The following is a 15,495-nucleotide window of genomic DNA, read 5'->3' as shown; positions in this document are numbered from 1 at the left end:
GAGTTACCTACTGCCATTTTGGGACCAAAAATGATTGATTTTTCTGTCCTTAATTTAGTCGATTATGCCATAGTTCTTGTCTTGGTCGTGTCAGCACTATTTTCAACCTTGCGTGGGATGACCCGCGAATTCCTTGGCATCGTTGGTTGGGTGATTTCGGTCTTTGTCGCCAAACTAAGCGCCCCTGCCCTTGAACCTTTAATAGCTGATATCATCAATATTGAAGGGCTGTCGGCAGCCTTATCATGGGCATTACCATTTTCGATTACCGTCATCGTATGGTTTGTGATTGCAAGCCTGATGTCACCTGGTCTGAAACGGGCGGGACTGGGCAGTCTTGATCGATGGCTTGGCGTTATTTTCGGGCTTGTAAGAGGCTATGTCATTGTCCTTATAGCCTATATGACGGCTGTCGTTGCTCTTGATGGTGAAAGCAAACTTCCTGATATTGTGACCGAGTCTTATAGCACGCCATTTATGCGCCAAAGCGTCCATAGCCTGTCAGGCGTGATGCCCGAAGAAATGCGCGACAATCTGCTGAAAAATGTGCCTCTAGACGATGGCACAGGCGACAAAGAACTTATTGATACTGACGAAGTCCCAATTTCTGATGCTCCATTATCTGATATCAGCGAAATGGCAAATGATAAACTCGATCTATTAGCTGACGAGGTCGAAAAGGTCGAATAAGCATCTTATGCACTATATCGGCTTCTTGACGACCAACAAGTTAAAGAGGATAACCTGACGCACAATATGAATGTGCGCGATAACAGGGAAAATTGCATGACTGGTGTTTCCACGAATCCATTCGACGATGACCATTTTCACGAAGAATGTGCAATTTTTGGCATATATGGCACCCCTGAATCGAGCGTTCATACAGCCCTTGGCCTTCATGCGCTTCAGCATCGCGGTCAAGAAGCATCAGGCATTGTCAGCTTTGACGGCAAAGATTTTCACGCTCATCGCGGTGTCGGCCATGTTGGTGAAAACTTTGATGCCAGTTCAGCTCCGATGCAGGCGCTAAAAGGCCATATCTCGATTGGGCATAATCGCTACTCGACAACCGGCCCATCTGAAGTGCGCAATATTCAGCCTTTCTCATCCGAGCTGGCTTTTGGTGGCTTTGCTTTGGCACATAATGGAAATTTAACCAACGCGGCACGTTTGCGCGCATCTCTTGTTGAAACAGGCAGCCTGTTCCAATCTTCCTCAGATACAGAAATCATCGTTCACCTTGTCGCACGGTCACATCAGCAAGGTGTCAGCAACCGATTGATTGATGCGCTGAAACAGATCGAAGGCGCCTATTCACTGGTGTGCATCGCCGATGATATGCTGATTGGCGTTCGTGACCCGCATGGTGTACGTCCGCTTGTACTGGGCAAACGTGATGACGCCTATGTGCTGTCATCTGAAACATGTGGGCTAGATATTGTTGGCGCCGAATTTATGCGTGATCTTTTGCCTGGCGAAATGGTTGTCATAGACAAAAAAGGCATTTCGTCAATGATGCCATTTCAAGAGCAGCCATCACGCTTCTGCATTTTTGAATATATCTATTTTGCCCGCCCCGACAGTATGCTTGAAGGGCGCGGCGTTTATAACGCACGCAAATCTATTGGCGCTGAACTGGCTACTGAGTCGCATATTGACGCTGATCTGGTTGTCCCCGTGCCTGATTCAGGCGTGCCTGCCGCAATTGGTTATGCGCAGGCGGCAAATATACCGTTCGAATTAGGCATCATCCGAAATCATTATATTGGCCGTACTTTTATCCAGCCAACACAGAAAGGCCGCACCGACTCGGTCAAGATGAAGCATAATGCGAACTCATCGGCGGTGGCGGGCAAACGTGTTATTCTGGTTGATGATTCTATCGTCCGGGGCACAACATCGCGTAAAATTGTTCTGATGATGCGCGCCGCTGGTGCCACAGAAGTGCATATGCGCATAGCCAGCCCACCAACAATTAACCCTTGCTTTTACGGCGTAGACACGCCGGATAAAGACCAGCTTATCGCCGCTCAGATGTCTGTTGATGATATAGCCACAGAAATTGGCGTTGATAGTCTCAGCTTTATCTCGATTGATGGCCTATATCGCGCCATGGGGGAAACGCGGCGCGACCCAGATAGTCCACAGTTTTGCGACGCCTGTTTCACGGGTGATTATCCAATCAAGCTGGCCACAGGCCTGTCGGCAAAGCGCGTTTCACATGGTGTGATTAACTAAATTCGTGAATAACTAAAGACGTAATTAACTAAATTCGTGATTAACTAGATTCAGGGATGATTACAAACCATGAGCAGTCAGGATCTTGATGGCAAGCTGATACTTGTAACAGGTGCAAGCCGAGGTATTGGGCGCGAAGTGGCGATCGCCGCCGCACAAGATGGTGCCGAGCTGATTATCACCGGTCGCACCATGGGTGCGCTGGAAGAAACTGACGATGCGATTAAATCAGCCGGAAGCAAAGCTACGATCGTTGAACTTGATATGGCTGACACCCCTGCTATTCCAAGACTAGCCAGTGCCATTCAAGGGCGTTGGGGACGTCTTGATGGTCTCGTTGCTAACGCTGGCATGATCGGACCTTTAACGCCTGTATCGCATCATGAAGAAAGCGTTTGGAATAACACCATTTTAATCAATCTGACCGCGCAATGGCATCTGATAAAGGCGATGGAACCTTTGCTTCTGCAAAGTGATACAGGACGTGCCATTCTTGTATCATCGGGGGCAGCAAGCAACCCGCGTGCTTTCTGGGGTGCCTATGCCGCGTCAAAAGCTGGTCTTGAAGCATTGGGCACGTGCTGGGCGGCAGAGACCGAACAAACAAATGTACGGGTGAACATGATCAATCCCGGCGCAACCGCAACACTTATGCGCGCTTCGGCCTTTCCTGGCGAAGATCCAAGCACGATCCCCGCACCTGAAGATATAGCCCCTGCTTTCGTCACGCTGCTCAGCCCGGCCTGCACATTGCATGGCAAAGTTGTCTCCGCCCGCGAGATGCTTGGCCTCTAAGAACCCCTTACATAGCTATTCACCGCATCCTGAAACGGAAGGGGTCAAGCGCATGTCGTATGTCACGCGACAATGATATTGGCATATCCGCAATGTCAGCCGCCAGCATATCACCAAGCAAAGGCGCAAAGGTCATGCCGCGCGCGCCCAGCGCCCCCAGACAATAAATACGATCCCCAAGATGCCCCATGATTGGGTTACGATCCGGCGTGCTGGCGCGCTGGCTCATGCGGCCTGTAAAACCACTCGTATCATTTGAAGCCGCTATCAATCCGGCCATACCATCAGGTAAAAGGTTCATATTATGAGCATGTCCCTGATCAGTGACAGTCATGGCGGCGGTGCGGTCAAATGTGGCACCAAGCTCGTGAATCCCATTATCTGCAGGCGTCAGATAGCCACCAAAGCTCAGGCCGGCTTGCAATGGCTGCACGGCTTTATTCGTGGGGATATGGCTAACCTGACCCGAGGTCACGTCAAGCGGAATACCGCTTTTATGCAGATGTGACAGAAGCTCGCTGATAGTGGCACCACCAGCCAGCACGACAGCGCTATAGATCACGCTCTTATCGCCATTAATGTGGAATGTCTGCGCATCCAGCTGGGTGATATCCGTGACCTTGGTTGCTAATGACAAGGACGCCCCCGCGGCAAGGCGCTCAACATATTTGACCGGATTGATGATGCGGCCATATTCATGCACAGCACCGCCAAGCGGCAGTGCTACACCAGACAAAGCAGACGCTTCATCGGCATCGACAAAACGCATCAGGCTATCTGGCCAGAATTGCCGCCTGAATTTATCTTGCCTAATGGCTTCGCGGTTTGGCCAATCCAGCGAAATCACATGGCGGGCAACACTGCAATCAAGTGCATCCGACAATCTGGCCGCAAAAGACAAACACATTGATGATAGCTGACTGGCAATATTGTGATCAACCGCCAGCCTTGGGCTTTGCACGGCCATGCGGTTACCAGATGCCCCGCTTGCCAGCTTTGGCGCACTCTCAAAAATAGTCGCGCTGATACCACGTCTGTTCAGGCCAGACGCAATTGATGCACCCGCTATACCACCACCAATAATAGCTACCTGTTTGATACCATCTACATGAGTGGCCAGAGGGGCAGCAAGCGGCTTTACCCCGGTGAGCATATGGCGTTTGCGGCCAAACCCTGGGCATTTTTCAACGCGAAACCCAGCCCCTTGAAGCGCGTCTCTTACGCCACTTGCCACCGTAAAGCTAGATAATGTTCCGCCTTGGCGCGTTAACCGGCCAACATGACCCAATATATTCTTATCCCACATAGCCATATTTTTTGCGGGACTGAACCCATCCAGAAACCAAGCATCAGCCCGAAAATCCATTTCAGCCAGTATATCTTCTGCCTGCCCATAAAGCAGATGTAGCCTTAGCCGACCATTTAGCAACGGCACCATATGCGTCCCCGGCCAGCGCGGTGGCATTGCTACACGTAACATTTCAGCATGCGATGCAACCTCGGTAAAGGGCGCATGCGCACGTGCAAGGTCATCCAGCCTAAGCGGGCACGCTTCGATTGAGATATAATCCAATTGCAATGTGGGAAACTTATTCATCTCGGCCATCACTGCCAGCAGATTTAACCCCGTACCAAACCCCGTTTCGGCAATAGTGAAATGCGATGCATCTTGCAACCGAAAGGGTAAATCATTTCCATTTAGAAATACGTGGCGGCTTTCAGCCAGCCCGCCTTCAGTCGAAAAATATACATCATCATAGTCATCGGCGCGCAGAATATTATCGCGCCAGCTCAGCGTCGCTTCGGCCAGTCGATAATCTGCACCATCATGCATATGTAGGTTTTCTACCATAGTGAACCAACGTGGTAATTGACGAAAAGCAATACTTCAAAATCGGCGTAACATTCGTGTTTTGAGTTAACTATTTATTATACATGATTGGATAAACTAACGGAACGTAACTAAAAAGAGGGCTAAAACATGCTTAATCGGTTTGCGTTATCCGTTTTTAAACAATTTGTGAATGTCGGCAATATCACAATTAGGATTGCAGATAAAAAACCTATTACATGCCATGGCAGGCTAGATGGACCCTCTGTGCTGGTCACATTGCGCTCCAATCGTATTTTTCGTGAAATCGTAATGCGTCCTGATCTGGCTATTGGCGAGGCTTATATGAATGGTGACCTTATCATCAAAAATGATGATCTGGATTCGTTGATGCTATTCTTAATGTCCAATCATAGACATTGGTTGAGACATTGGGCAGGACGCGCAAGCCTTGCCATTAGTAATCGGCTGGCTTTTCTGCGTCATCATAATCTAGTGCGGGTTTCAAAACGCAATGTCGCTCATCACTATGATCTCAAAGACACGCTATTTGACAGTTTTCTTGATCCTAGGCGGCAATATTCATGCGCCTATTTTGACGACAGCACGACAACAATCGAGCAGGCACAGATCAATAAACTGGCAAGAATTGCCGCTAAACTAAACATACAGCCAAATGATACTGTTCTGGATATCGGATGCGGCTGGGGTGGATTGGCACATGCGTTGATCGATTGTGTGCCGCAAACGCATGTAACAGGCATTACCCTATCCGAGCGCCAGCTTGATTTCGCCACTCAACAGCGTGACCGCAGTGGCAGACAGCACCAGCTTGACTTTCATTTACGTGACTATCGCCATCAAACGGGTACATTTGACCGCATTGTATCAGTTGGCATGCTTGAGCATGTAGGGCCTCGGAACTATGACACCTATTTCAACACAGTCAAAAAACTACTTAAACCCAAAGGAGTTGCCTTGATCCATTCGATTGGCGTTTATGCACAGCCACATCCTTGCAACCGCTGGCTGACAAAATATATTTTTCCTGGTGGGTATCTGCCCTCACTTGAACAGATGGTGAAAAGCATTACCAAACAGGGTTTGAAGATTATTGATGTCGAAATCATGCGTGACCATTATGCAGAAACCCTGCGCCATTGGCGCCTTCGATTCCGCAGTAACATTGATACGATCAGCACCGAATATGACGACAAATTCATTCGCATGTGGGAGTTTTATCTTGCCGGTTGTGAATATTTTTTTCGTGTGCAAGAAGGTATGGTATTTCAATTTCAGCTTGCGCACGATCATACAGCCGCACCGCTGGCGCGAAACTACATCACACATCAACAGAAAATATACCGAGACCTATTGTGCAAGACACCTCATTTTGGAAACAGAAACAGCTAAATGAAATGTCCACCCAAGAGTGGGAATCATTGTGTGATGGATGCGGAAAATGTTGCGTGTTAAAACTAGAGGATATTGATACTGGCGACGTCTATTATACTGATGTGGGTTGTAAATTGTTAAATTGTGAAACCTGTGCATGTAAAGATTATGGCAACCGCAAACAGATTGTTCCTGATTGTGTTATTCTAACACCAGATAATCTGGCTGATCTGAAATGGATGCCAAAAACATGCGCCTATAGGCTTGTCTATGAACATCAGGACCTGCCCGAATGGCACCCACTGGTAAGTGGTGATCAAAACAGCACGCGTATATCGGGTAATGCGGTTGCCGGGCGCATCTTCACCGAAAAAGATGTCCCCGAAAGCGAATTGCCTAATCATATTACTGAATGGTAGTCAGCTGGCCTATGGATCGCTGTCAACATAATGAAAGGAACTGCAAATGAGCCGGAACATGTGGATTTTAGCTGCTTTGTTAGCTGTGCTTTCAATTGCAACAATCTGGCATAGCGAGTCGGGGCAACCTGATCCGAAATGGACATTATGCAAAGAATCACTATTCATCCAGGTTTTTACCGGCGCTTGCACATTGAAATTTGACGGAACGCAGACGCCTTCTTAAAATTTTGTGCTATGTCTGAACGCCAAAAGCAGACCGCCAATCAGAATCATCCATTCCCTTGATTTCATCGCGCAAGTCAGCACCAATTTTTATACCTCGTAAAACAGCGGGACGCTCAATCATACGGATGCGCCATGCCGCTACATTGGGATAGTTTTCTATCGCAACATTTTGACGCGCATATGTCCGCGTCCATGGGAAAATGGCAATATCAGCAATCGACAATTCATCACCTGCTACAAAATCTTTGCCTGCCAGTTGGTTATCTAGCACCCCATAAAGACGGTTCGCCTCGGCACTATAGCGTTTAATGGCGTAAGGTAGCTTTTCCTTAGCATAAAAATTAAAATGATGCGCTTGTCCAAGCATGGGGCCAAAGCCACCCATCTGCCACATTAGCCATTCCATAACCGTTTTCTGGCCATGCGCGTCCTCAGGCATCAAAGCACCGGTCTTGGATGCAAGATAATGAAGTATCGCGCCTGACTCAAACAGGCTAACAGGGCCATCCGTGCCATCATGATCGACAATTGCCGGTATCCGGTTATTTGGCGCAATCGCCAGAAAATCAGGGGCAAATTGCTCGTTTTCGTTGATATTGATCATATGGACATTATACGCCAGCCCAAGCTCTTCAAGGGCTATGGAAATTTTCTGCCCATTGGGGGTTGGCCAAAAATATAGATCAATCATGAGTTTTTCCTATCAGTCAGGGATGGTCAGAAAATCGCAAACATTGGCTAAGTATAGATATGATCCACTATACAGTATAAATACTAGCCGATATAAGATGTAGCCATATATAAGGTTATGTCCAATCTTTGCGAAATTTGAATTGTGAGAAAAGTATGTTTTTTACGCCCGGAACACATAAAGACGCTGGTCTGCATTATAATCCGCTAAAAGCCATTGTTGCGCCTCGACCCATAGGCTGGATTGCCAGTCGCGGTAGCGACAAAAGCCTTAACCTTGCCCCTTACAGCTTTTTTAACGCTATCGCCGAATTGCCACCAATGGTGATGTTTTCCGCCGGCGCAAACCCTGATGGATCGGATAAGGACTCGTTGCGTAATGTCAAGGAGACGGGCGAATTCACTGTTAATATCGTGGGGGCGGCACAAGGGGATGCGATGAACATCACCTCGGGTAGCTATGCCTATGGTTCAAATGAGTTTGAACTGGCCAATCTGGGCATGGTCAATGGTGAAACTGTCAATGTGCCGCGTGTGGCAAATGTTCCGGCCGCGCTGGAATGCGTTCATTGGCAAACAATCGTCTTGCCAGCCGATGAAGGCACGCATCCATGTTCGATGGTGATTGGCCGTGTGACTGGCATTTATATCGATGATGACGTCGTCGTTGATGGCAAAATTGACAATACCTTGTTTCAGCCACTAGCGCGACTTGGCTATAAGGATTATGCAAAAGTTACCGAACTATTTGAAATGACCCGTCCAACAACAACGGCTTAAATTAGCGTAGCACGCAACTCGAAACGATCGCCGTAACATAGCCACGCAAATCAGCTTTGATATAGTTTAGCTTGAGCACCCATTCCTCTGTTGGAATTATGGTCTCAAGCGGCAAAACACCTTCAATGATTTTCTGGCCATTCAAAAAGGCATGTCTTATCCGCACGGGTGATGACGGATTAAACCATGGTGTTTCACGTTCTGATTTTTTGCCTGCATGCCCCTCAACAAAAAGGTTGAGGCCACCACTGAACAATTCAAGCTTGGATTCAGGGCCTGCATAAAGCGGCGTTGCAACCGCAACATCATGGCGGGCGACTTCACGACAGTTAATCGGTTTACCAAGACTTTTAAGTGACGACATTATTTGTTCAGGCGTCACACCACGGGCAATTTGTTTCGTAATGATGTCACGTAATTCGGCCTGATTGCCGCCGATAAGATCAGATGTTTTCTTTTTAGCGTTGTTTTCAGCGATAATACGTTCGAGGTCTTGAACCTGAGTTGTTAAGCTATCAATACGCTGGTTGTTTTCATAAATAACCAAATCCGCTTCGGCTTGCAGACTTGTCTGTTCAGCATGTCCCCACAACCAGCCAATCCAGAGCACGCCGCCGACAATAAGCACGCGCACCAGAAACATGATCCAGCCTCGCATTTCCTGACGACGGTAGCGCTCTTGTGTTTCGAAAAAATCCATAAATGGCCTTTGGCGTTTAAATTCACTGCAACTCAATACAACAATACAACACAAAGGCCAATATAGCGATGAACATGCGCTTGAAAAATCGTCATGCTATATGCAAGATATGCTAATGCCAAAAATGAAACCTGTTACATCCCCCACTCTGGAACCTCGTGCATGGCAACGTATGCTAAGCGGGCGTCATCTTGATATTTTGAATCCATCACCAATGGATATAGAGATTGAAGATATCGCACATGGGTTGGCGCGTGTTAGCCGCTGGAACGGCCAAACTAAAGGCAAACATCTGTTCTCGGTTGCCCAGCATTCGGTCCTTGTAGAGCGTCTGTTACGTCACAACGCGCCAAAACTTGAACAGAAATGGCAACTCGCCGCCTTGCTTCATGATGCACCTGAATATGTGATTGGTGATATGATTACGCCATTCAAATATGCGCTGGGGGGAATATATCGTGATATTGAAGATCGCCTTGAAAAGGCCGTGCATATCCGTTTTGGATTACCACCTGTGTTGCCCGAATATGTCGAGCGTTCAATCAAACGCGCCGACCGCATGGCAGCATGGCTTGAAGCTACACAATTAGCAGGTTTTAGCGCACAGGATGCCGCAAAAATTCTGGTTAAACCCCGTGGTATCATTGATGTGAAACTGCGCGCCCAGTCAGCCACTGATGCCAGCGCTGCTTTTCTGCATCGCTTTTCAATGCTGGGCGGGCAAACAAAACCAAGATAATATTAATGATTATTTCCAATTAGAATATGTCGGCTTATGTCCTGTTATTTGGGGGCTAGCGGCCTGCCACTTTGACTGCCGAATTGTCGCGTTGGCTTTTTCTGGCCTTACGCGCTTTGGTCATATCTTTGGCCTGGCCAAGCGTCATACAATCCGGACAGACGCATTTGCCCGCTAGATCGAAGCTCTGCCGCAAATTCGGCAATTCCATACACCAGCAATGATCCTTACTAGGGGGTGCGCCACAATTAAAAATTGTGCCGCATTCGTCACATCTAAGCTTGTCCATTTCTCCCTCCATTATTGTGCATAATAAAGATCCATCACCACATATAAAATCCTAAAACCGATTAAACAATATTGTCCATATGATTTCAGTTATCGGCATAGGCTTCATCACCTCACGTCAGGAATTTTGCTCAATTTGGAAGGTTTTCTTTGCATCATTTCGCAACTGACGTTATCACATAGCGACTTTCCGCCAACCAAGCGCGGGAAGTGATGCGAGCGTGATGGAATGGTAGACATAACGGACTTAAAATCCGTGGGCCTTAGGCCGTGGGGGTTCAAGTCCCCCCGCTCGTACCATCAAATAATAACCTGAATTTGTAATTGCTGTAGCCGCCTAGCAGATCCCAAGCCACAATTTCTTGTGCGCTTATCTCACTACTTTAAATTCCGCCTACTTTCAAAGCACCATTTGATTTAAATCCATCCGCTAAAATATTTAGAAGCGAAGCATTTTAAGTTGATCCAAACAATCTTGCCCATGTCTATATTGTTACCCATCGCACGCTTTATGATTCTACTAATGCGAATATGAAACCCTGATTCGCAGGATCTAATTTGGTGTTTTGGTCTTTTGGAACTTAGGTGCGTTTGCATCCCCGTCATGAGGTGTTTGCAACAGCTTCAGATTCAGCTCTTTTACAGCTGCATCGGCGGCAAATATATATTGCGTGATATTTATAAAGGGAAATGGCTTGGCTGGCACAGCACTGAGCCTTATTTGCCCCCCATCTCTGACAAATGTTTCCAGTGGTGGCATCAAATCCTTGCTACTTCTGGGCAGAAAGCTACCCAAGGCTGCTTTCATCGCCGTAATGGTCTGGTCGCGTGCCACCACATAATCAACATTCTGTTTGCGCGCCGACATATGAAGCGCGGCATTAACGGCACCATGATCGACAAACGCAATCGACATATCGTCAAGCGCAACATCCTCAATCTCATCTGGTTCCAAATCATATGTATCGGACATAAACAGCTTATTAAAACTATCCAGTGACATTTGCAGGCCAAGTTGGGCGTCAAGATTACCGATACCATTCATTTCTGTTTTTAAAATGATATCGCTAGACACGACCCCGTTTTTGATCTCATTCACCTGTGTTTGCGTCATATTAAGCGTCAGGTTTGGCGCGCCTGTCGCTGCGATGAAATGTGCAAATCCCCCTCTATTCTGCAGTGGTGTCAGTATCAAGTTTTCAACCTGCATACCTAACTTAGTCATAAAGGGGTCACCGTTGGCCAAGGTGCCAAACCTGAACGGCAAGTTGGTTATTCGATCAATCGTCAATGACATGCCATGCGCCGCATAGGCCACGCCGGTCAACGAAACATGTGATGAATCGGTGATCGCATTCATATGCGCTGCGTGCTCTGCAACGTTTTCAGTAATGTTTAAAAAAAATGCCGGTGCCATATCCCGAATATTTATCGACTTGATGCTCAACGGCAGATCATCAAAAAAAATATTTGTCATGCGCAGGCGTTTAATCATGTGATTAGCGGTTCCCGCCTCACCCGATGTATCAACTTCCACCTCATCTGCCGTCAGCACCCGCTGATCATCAATGAAGATAGCAACATTCTGCATGTCGCCATTTAAATTGCGGTTATCGAATGAACCTGACGAAAAGGTTACTTTGACGTCATCTTCCAGATAAACAGTGACCTGAGCCTGTGCCGTGTTCACCATCAGCCATATGGCTATCCCCCCACAAAGGGCAGATGCTATTTTTCCTATCTTGGATACTATGCGCATATCAGTCTCCTATGACGAGCAAGGCACTATTGACGATGTGCCATTACTGGCAGGCAAATATATCAAAAATATGGCAATTACATATATTGGCTGTTTATTTACAAAATGATTGTTTGCCCCCATATCTATGGCTAGCGTATCACCTTCTAAACGCCATTATAGGCATATTTAATGTTCTTCTTCCCTTTATTTGACAACAACCCGACTGGCCGCCGTCCATTTATATCTTGGGCGATACTGGCATTATGTATCTTGGGGTTTTTCTGGCAACTCTCATTGACGGAAACAGCCGCAAGCCACAGCCTTTATCAGTTTGGTTTTGTGCCTGCCCTCGTGTTAAGCGATGCGACACTCCCGGCTGATATGGTGCTGGTGCCAGCATGGATGACCATTTTTACATCAATGTTTCTGCATGGGGGGTGGATGCACATTGGTGGTAACATGCTGTATCTTTGGATATTTGGCGATAATGTCGAAGATGCAATGGGGTCGCTAAAATTTATCCTCTTTTATGCCCTTTGCGGAGTTGCGGCTGCATTTGCCCAGGGATTGATAGCACCTGAATCAACAATTCCGATGATTGGTGCATCGGGCGGTATAGCTGGCATTCTTGGTGCATATATCATGCTACATCCAAAGGCTTCGGTACGAACTTTAATGGTGATATTTGTATTTTTCCGCTTCATCAATCTGCCAGCTTGGCTGGTTCTTGGCGTTTGGATTGCTGGACAGTTTGTTGCCGTACCGCAAGCTCTGGCAGGCAATGAAGGCGGTGTTGCCTATATGGCTCATATCGGCGGGTTTCTGGCTGGTATGGCGCTCATTCCCTTTTTCAAGCATCGTGATATTGCCTTGTTTGATCGCGACTTGCCCCCGCAAAAATGGAGTGGGGAACCCATTTCATTCGCCACAATCAAAGGCGAAGCAAAGCAACGTTACCGGCGTGACCCTCTTGGATCACGCATTCTTAACCCAGCATCCTCAGTGCCAAAAAAATCTGGCTCGGTGCCTAGCTTCAGGCGGCGTTCTGATAAAAAGTCACCGTGGGATTGATCCCCGCTTAGGCCGTATCACCAGGCATGACAATATGCGCCGTAACACCCAAGGCTAGAACCGCATTGGCAATATCTTCTGCCGCTTGTCCGGCAATCAGCGCGTCAAGCCCACTAACCACAACGGCGGTGCCGAAATTGCCTGGCTTGAACCAAGGATAACTGCCAACACTAATGCCATCATATTCGTTTTGTATACGCTCCATAATGGTCGCGATATTCCCCTCGCCTGAGCTACATTGCACCGTTATGCGAGTCATCATCACGCCGCCGGGCAACTTTGCCCGCAACCCTTCGAACATGGCTTGTAAAATCGAGGGCACACCAGGAAGCACATGTACATTATGCAGAATAAAACCGGGGGCAGCGCTTAAAGGGTTATCAATAAGGTCAGCGCCCAACGGAATATCAGCCATCTTCTGACGTGCAGCATTAAATTCCAGATCGGTATTGGCATAATGCTTGAGCAACACCGCTTCCGCATCTGGATGACGAATCACAGGCTTATCAAAGGCTGCTGCAATCGCTTCGGTGGTGATGTCGTCATGCGTTGGGCCAATCCCGCCACTGGTGAAAACCAGATCATACTCTGAAGACATATGCCGCACTGTATTAATTATTGTTGCGCGTATATCGGGAATAACACGGGCTTCACATAAATCAATGCCTTGCGAAAATAACTGCTCAGCAAGCCATCCAATATTTTTATCCTTGGTTCGACCGGAAAGAATTTCATCACCAATAACGATGATAGCGGCGGTTGGGTTTGACATTTTATTTTCCAGACTAAACACAAAAGATAACGGTTAAATTATATGCCACTTTATACATACCTTATACCAAAATGCAGATCAAAATAACGGCGATACTGCTTGTTGATACCATATCAGTAAAACTTGTTTCAGACTTGGCCCAGTAAAACTTGTTTCAGACTTGGCATTTTGACAAAACGTGTTTATGAGCAAATAAATGCTTGAATATGGTTATGGCGGTCAGGAGAGATAGACGAATGCGCACTGAAACGGTTATCCAACATGGCGAAGATGGATTTGTCAAAATGCGTGACGCTGGTCGTCTGGCCGCAAGTGTGCTTGATATGATTACCCCACATGTCTCTGCTGGTATTACAACAGGCGAACTAGATAAAATCTGCCATGAATACATTGTGGCTAATAACGCTATTCCCGCACCACTCAACTATAAGGGCTTCCCGAAAGCCACCTGCATTTCTTTGAACCATGTCGTTTGCCATGGCATCCCCGGCGATAAGAAATTGATCGAGGGCGATATTCTGAATATTGATATCACCGTCATTCTTGATGGTTGGTACGGCGATACGTCCCGTATGTTTTATGTTGGGACCCCGTCAATAAAAGCCAAACGCCTGACGGAAGTCACTTATGAATGCCTGATGCGCGGAATCGAAGTGGCACGGCCAGGTAATACGCTTGGTGATATTGGTCATGCTATCCAGTCATATGCCGAGGGGTTACGCTTTTCAGTTGTCCGTGATTTCACCGGTCACGGACTTGGTCAGGTCTTTCACACATCCCCGACTGTTTTGCATTATGGCGAGCCCAAAACTGGCATGACCCTCATGCCCGGCATGATCTTTACGATCGAGCCCATGATTAATGCAGGTAGGCATGACACAAAGATCCTGAATGACGGATGGACAGCTGTTACGCGTGATAAAAGCCTGTCGGCGCAATTTGAACATTCGATTGGCATTACCGAAGATGCGGCAGAAATATTCACCTTGTCACCTGCAGGTTTCTCAATGCCACCTTATCACAGCTAGATTAACGATTTTTTAGCCCTTTTGTATTATGCCTATGGTTATGGGCGCTAAAGACACACACAAAGCAGATACAAAGAAAATCCGTCTGCAACATGATAACGACCCTGACAAGGCCGGTCATAGAAAGCGTATGCGCGCGCGCATTCTCGATAAAGGTGCCGACAGCCTGACTGAATTGGAATTGCTTGAAGTTCTGTTATACGCTGGCAATGCCCGTCGCGACACCAAACCACTGGCCAAACGGCTAATGGTTAAATTCAAGTCATTATCAGGCGTGTTGCGCGCCGACCAAACCGATTTACGCGCCGTCGATGAAATGGGGGACGCCTATATCGCAGCCCTAAAGCTAGTCGAATCAGTCGGTATGTATCTGGCGCATTCGCGTATTAAAGATCAACCTATTTTGACAAACTGGGTGCAGGTACAGGAATATTGCATCAATCGGCTCGCGCATCAGCCCATTGAATATTTCCTTATCTTATGCCTTGATAATCAGAATCGGTTAATCGCCGAGGAAACTCTGTCCAAAGGCACTGTTGATCAGACCCCTGTTTATGTGCGCGAGGTGGTCAATGCCGCGTTAAAACATCACGCGCAATCGTCAATATTGGTGCATAACCATCCAAGCGGCGAAGCTGAACCATCGCGCACCGATATCGAAATGACGCTCGCCATTCAGGACGCGCTCAACATTATGTCTATCAAATTACACGATCACCTGATCGTCGCGGGAAAGCAGTGTGTTAGCCTGAAAAACCTAGGCTATCTGTAGTATATAGC

17 protein-coding genes and 1 tRNA gene are annotated in these 15,495 nt (G+C 47.3%); 12 read left to right on the top strand and 6 right to left on the bottom strand.

The window, feature by feature from the left end; translation table 11 throughout:
- The first annotated feature begins 30 nt into the window (after positions 1–30).
- The 3 genes from ACTF7Q_RS01315 (at position 31) to ACTF7Q_RS01305 (ending at position 3,033) form a co-directional block, all read left to right on the top strand.
- Complete coding sequence (locus ACTF7Q_RS01315) at positions 31–690, top strand: CvpA family protein (RefSeq protein ID WP_438996047.1); 660 nt, start codon at positions 31–33, stop codon at positions 688–690.
- A 96-nt stretch (positions 691–786) separates the two neighbouring features.
- On the top strand, positions 787–2,238 hold the full coding sequence (gene purF / locus ACTF7Q_RS01310; RefSeq protein WP_438996046.1) for an amidophosphoribosyltransferase: 1,452 nt from the start codon (positions 787–789) through the stop codon (positions 2,236–2,238).
- Positions 2,239–2,307: 69 nt separating this feature from the next.
- The gene (locus ACTF7Q_RS01305; RefSeq protein WP_438996045.1) at positions 2,308–3,033 is read left to right on the top strand and encodes an SDR family NAD(P)-dependent oxidoreductase; all 726 of its coding nucleotides are present in this window, start codon (positions 2,308–2,310) and stop codon (positions 3,031–3,033) included.
- A 19-nt stretch (positions 3,034–3,052) separates the two neighbouring features.
- Here the strand turns inward: ACTF7Q_RS01305 and mnmC are convergent, their stop codons facing one another.
- On the bottom strand, positions 3,053–4,885 hold the full coding sequence (gene mnmC / locus ACTF7Q_RS01300) for an FAD-dependent 5-carboxymethylaminomethyl-2-thiouridine(34) oxidoreductase MnmC (RefSeq protein WP_438996044.1): 1,833 nt from the start codon (positions 4,883–4,885) through the stop codon (positions 3,053–3,055).
- Between the two features lie 246 nt (positions 4,886–5,131).
- Between mnmC and ACTF7Q_RS01295 the strand changes: the two genes are divergently transcribed.
- Genes ACTF7Q_RS01295 through ACTF7Q_RS01285 form a run of 3 tightly spaced genes read left to right on the top strand, consistent with a single transcriptional unit; the run spans position 5,132 to position 6,904 of the window.
- Complete coding sequence (locus tag ACTF7Q_RS01295; protein ID WP_438996043.1) at positions 5,132–6,277, top strand: class I SAM-dependent methyltransferase; 1,146 nt, start codon at positions 5,132–5,134, stop codon at positions 6,275–6,277.
- 5 nt (positions 6,278–6,282) lie between these two features.
- Positions 6,283–6,678: a YcgN family cysteine cluster protein gene (locus tag ACTF7Q_RS01290; RefSeq protein ID WP_438996042.1), complete on the top strand. Its 396-nt coding sequence runs from the start codon at positions 6,283–6,285 to the stop codon at positions 6,676–6,678.
- Positions 6,679–6,724: 46 nt separating this feature from the next.
- The gene (locus tag ACTF7Q_RS01285) at positions 6,725–6,904 is read left to right on the top strand and encodes a hypothetical protein (RefSeq protein WP_438996041.1); all 180 of its coding nucleotides are present in this window, start codon (positions 6,725–6,727) and stop codon (positions 6,902–6,904) included.
- 9 nt (positions 6,905–6,913) lie between these two features.
- Here ACTF7Q_RS01285 and ACTF7Q_RS01280 read toward each other — a convergent pair whose 3' ends face one another.
- On the bottom strand, positions 6,914–7,597 hold the full coding sequence (locus tag ACTF7Q_RS01280; protein WP_438996040.1) for a glutathione binding-like protein: 684 nt from the start codon (positions 7,595–7,597) through the stop codon (positions 6,914–6,916).
- Positions 7,598–7,752: 155 nt separating this feature from the next.
- On the opposite strand from ACTF7Q_RS01280, the gene ACTF7Q_RS01275 reads away from it, so the two are divergent.
- Positions 7,753–8,376, top strand: a complete 624-nt coding sequence (locus tag ACTF7Q_RS01275; protein WP_438996039.1) for a flavin reductase family protein — start codon at positions 7,753–7,755, stop codon at positions 8,374–8,376.
- Between the two features lies 1 nt (position 8,377).
- Here the strand turns inward: ACTF7Q_RS01275 and ACTF7Q_RS01270 are convergent, their stop codons facing one another.
- The gene (locus tag ACTF7Q_RS01270) at positions 8,378–9,076 is read right to left on the bottom strand and encodes a hypothetical protein (RefSeq protein ID WP_438996038.1); all 699 of its coding nucleotides are present in this window, start codon (positions 9,074–9,076) and stop codon (positions 8,378–8,380) included.
- Between the two features lie 124 nt (positions 9,077–9,200).
- Between ACTF7Q_RS01270 and ACTF7Q_RS01265 the strand changes: the two genes are divergently transcribed.
- A complete protein-coding gene (locus ACTF7Q_RS01265) occupies positions 9,201–9,815 on the top strand; it encodes a YfbR-like 5'-deoxynucleotidase (protein ID WP_438996067.1) in 615 nt (204 codons plus the stop codon).
- A gap of 55 nt (positions 9,816–9,870) precedes the next feature.
- Here ACTF7Q_RS01265 and ACTF7Q_RS01260 read toward each other — a convergent pair whose 3' ends face one another.
- Positions 9,871–10,104, bottom strand: coding sequence for a cysteine-rich CWC family protein (locus ACTF7Q_RS01260; RefSeq protein ID WP_438996037.1), 234 nt, complete (start codon positions 10,102–10,104; stop codon positions 9,871–9,873).
- Positions 10,105–10,318: 214 nt separating this feature from the next.
- On the opposite strand from ACTF7Q_RS01260, the gene ACTF7Q_RS01255 reads away from it, so the two are divergent.
- Positions 10,319–10,403, top strand: a tRNA-Leu gene (locus tag ACTF7Q_RS01255).
- 253 nt (positions 10,404–10,656) lie between these two features.
- Here the strand turns inward: ACTF7Q_RS01255 and ACTF7Q_RS01250 are convergent.
- Positions 10,657–11,862 carry a hypothetical protein gene (locus tag ACTF7Q_RS01250; protein WP_438996036.1) on the bottom strand — a complete coding sequence of 402 codons (1,206 nt, stop codon included), beginning with the start codon at positions 11,860–11,862 and terminating at the stop codon, positions 10,657–10,659.
- Positions 11,863–12,033: 171 nt separating this feature from the next.
- Between ACTF7Q_RS01250 and ACTF7Q_RS01245 the strand changes: the two genes are divergently transcribed.
- Positions 12,034–12,915 (top strand): rhomboid family intramembrane serine protease, encoded by an 882-nt coding sequence (locus ACTF7Q_RS01245; protein ID WP_438996035.1) that lies wholly within the window; start codon positions 12,034–12,036, stop codon positions 12,913–12,915.
- A 7-nt stretch (positions 12,916–12,922) separates the two neighbouring features.
- On the opposite strand, the gene ACTF7Q_RS01240 is transcribed toward ACTF7Q_RS01245, so the two are convergent.
- Complete coding sequence (locus ACTF7Q_RS01240; RefSeq protein WP_438996034.1) at positions 12,923–13,687, bottom strand: competence/damage-inducible protein A; 765 nt, start codon at positions 13,685–13,687, stop codon at positions 12,923–12,925.
- Positions 13,688–13,923: 236 nt separating this feature from the next.
- Between ACTF7Q_RS01240 and map the strand changes: the two genes are divergently transcribed.
- Together map and radC are read left to right on the top strand one after the other, a co-directional pair.
- A complete protein-coding gene (gene map, locus ACTF7Q_RS01235) occupies positions 13,924–14,715 on the top strand; it encodes a type I methionyl aminopeptidase (protein WP_438996033.1) in 792 nt (263 codons plus the stop codon).
- 40 nt (positions 14,716–14,755) lie between these two features.
- Positions 14,756–15,487, top strand: coding sequence for a RadC family protein (gene radC / locus ACTF7Q_RS01230; protein WP_438996032.1), 732 nt, complete (start codon positions 14,756–14,758; stop codon positions 15,485–15,487).
- Positions 15,488–15,495 lie beyond the last annotated feature (8 nt).

The sequence above is a fragment of the Puniceispirillum sp. (SeqCode) genome, from assembly GCF_965657105.1.
Lineage (GTDB): Bacteria > Pseudomonadota > Alphaproteobacteria > Puniceispirillales > Puniceispirillaceae > Puniceispirillum.
Note: the sequence above shows the minus strand (reverse complement) of the source record. Positions and strands in the feature narration are given on the sequence as shown.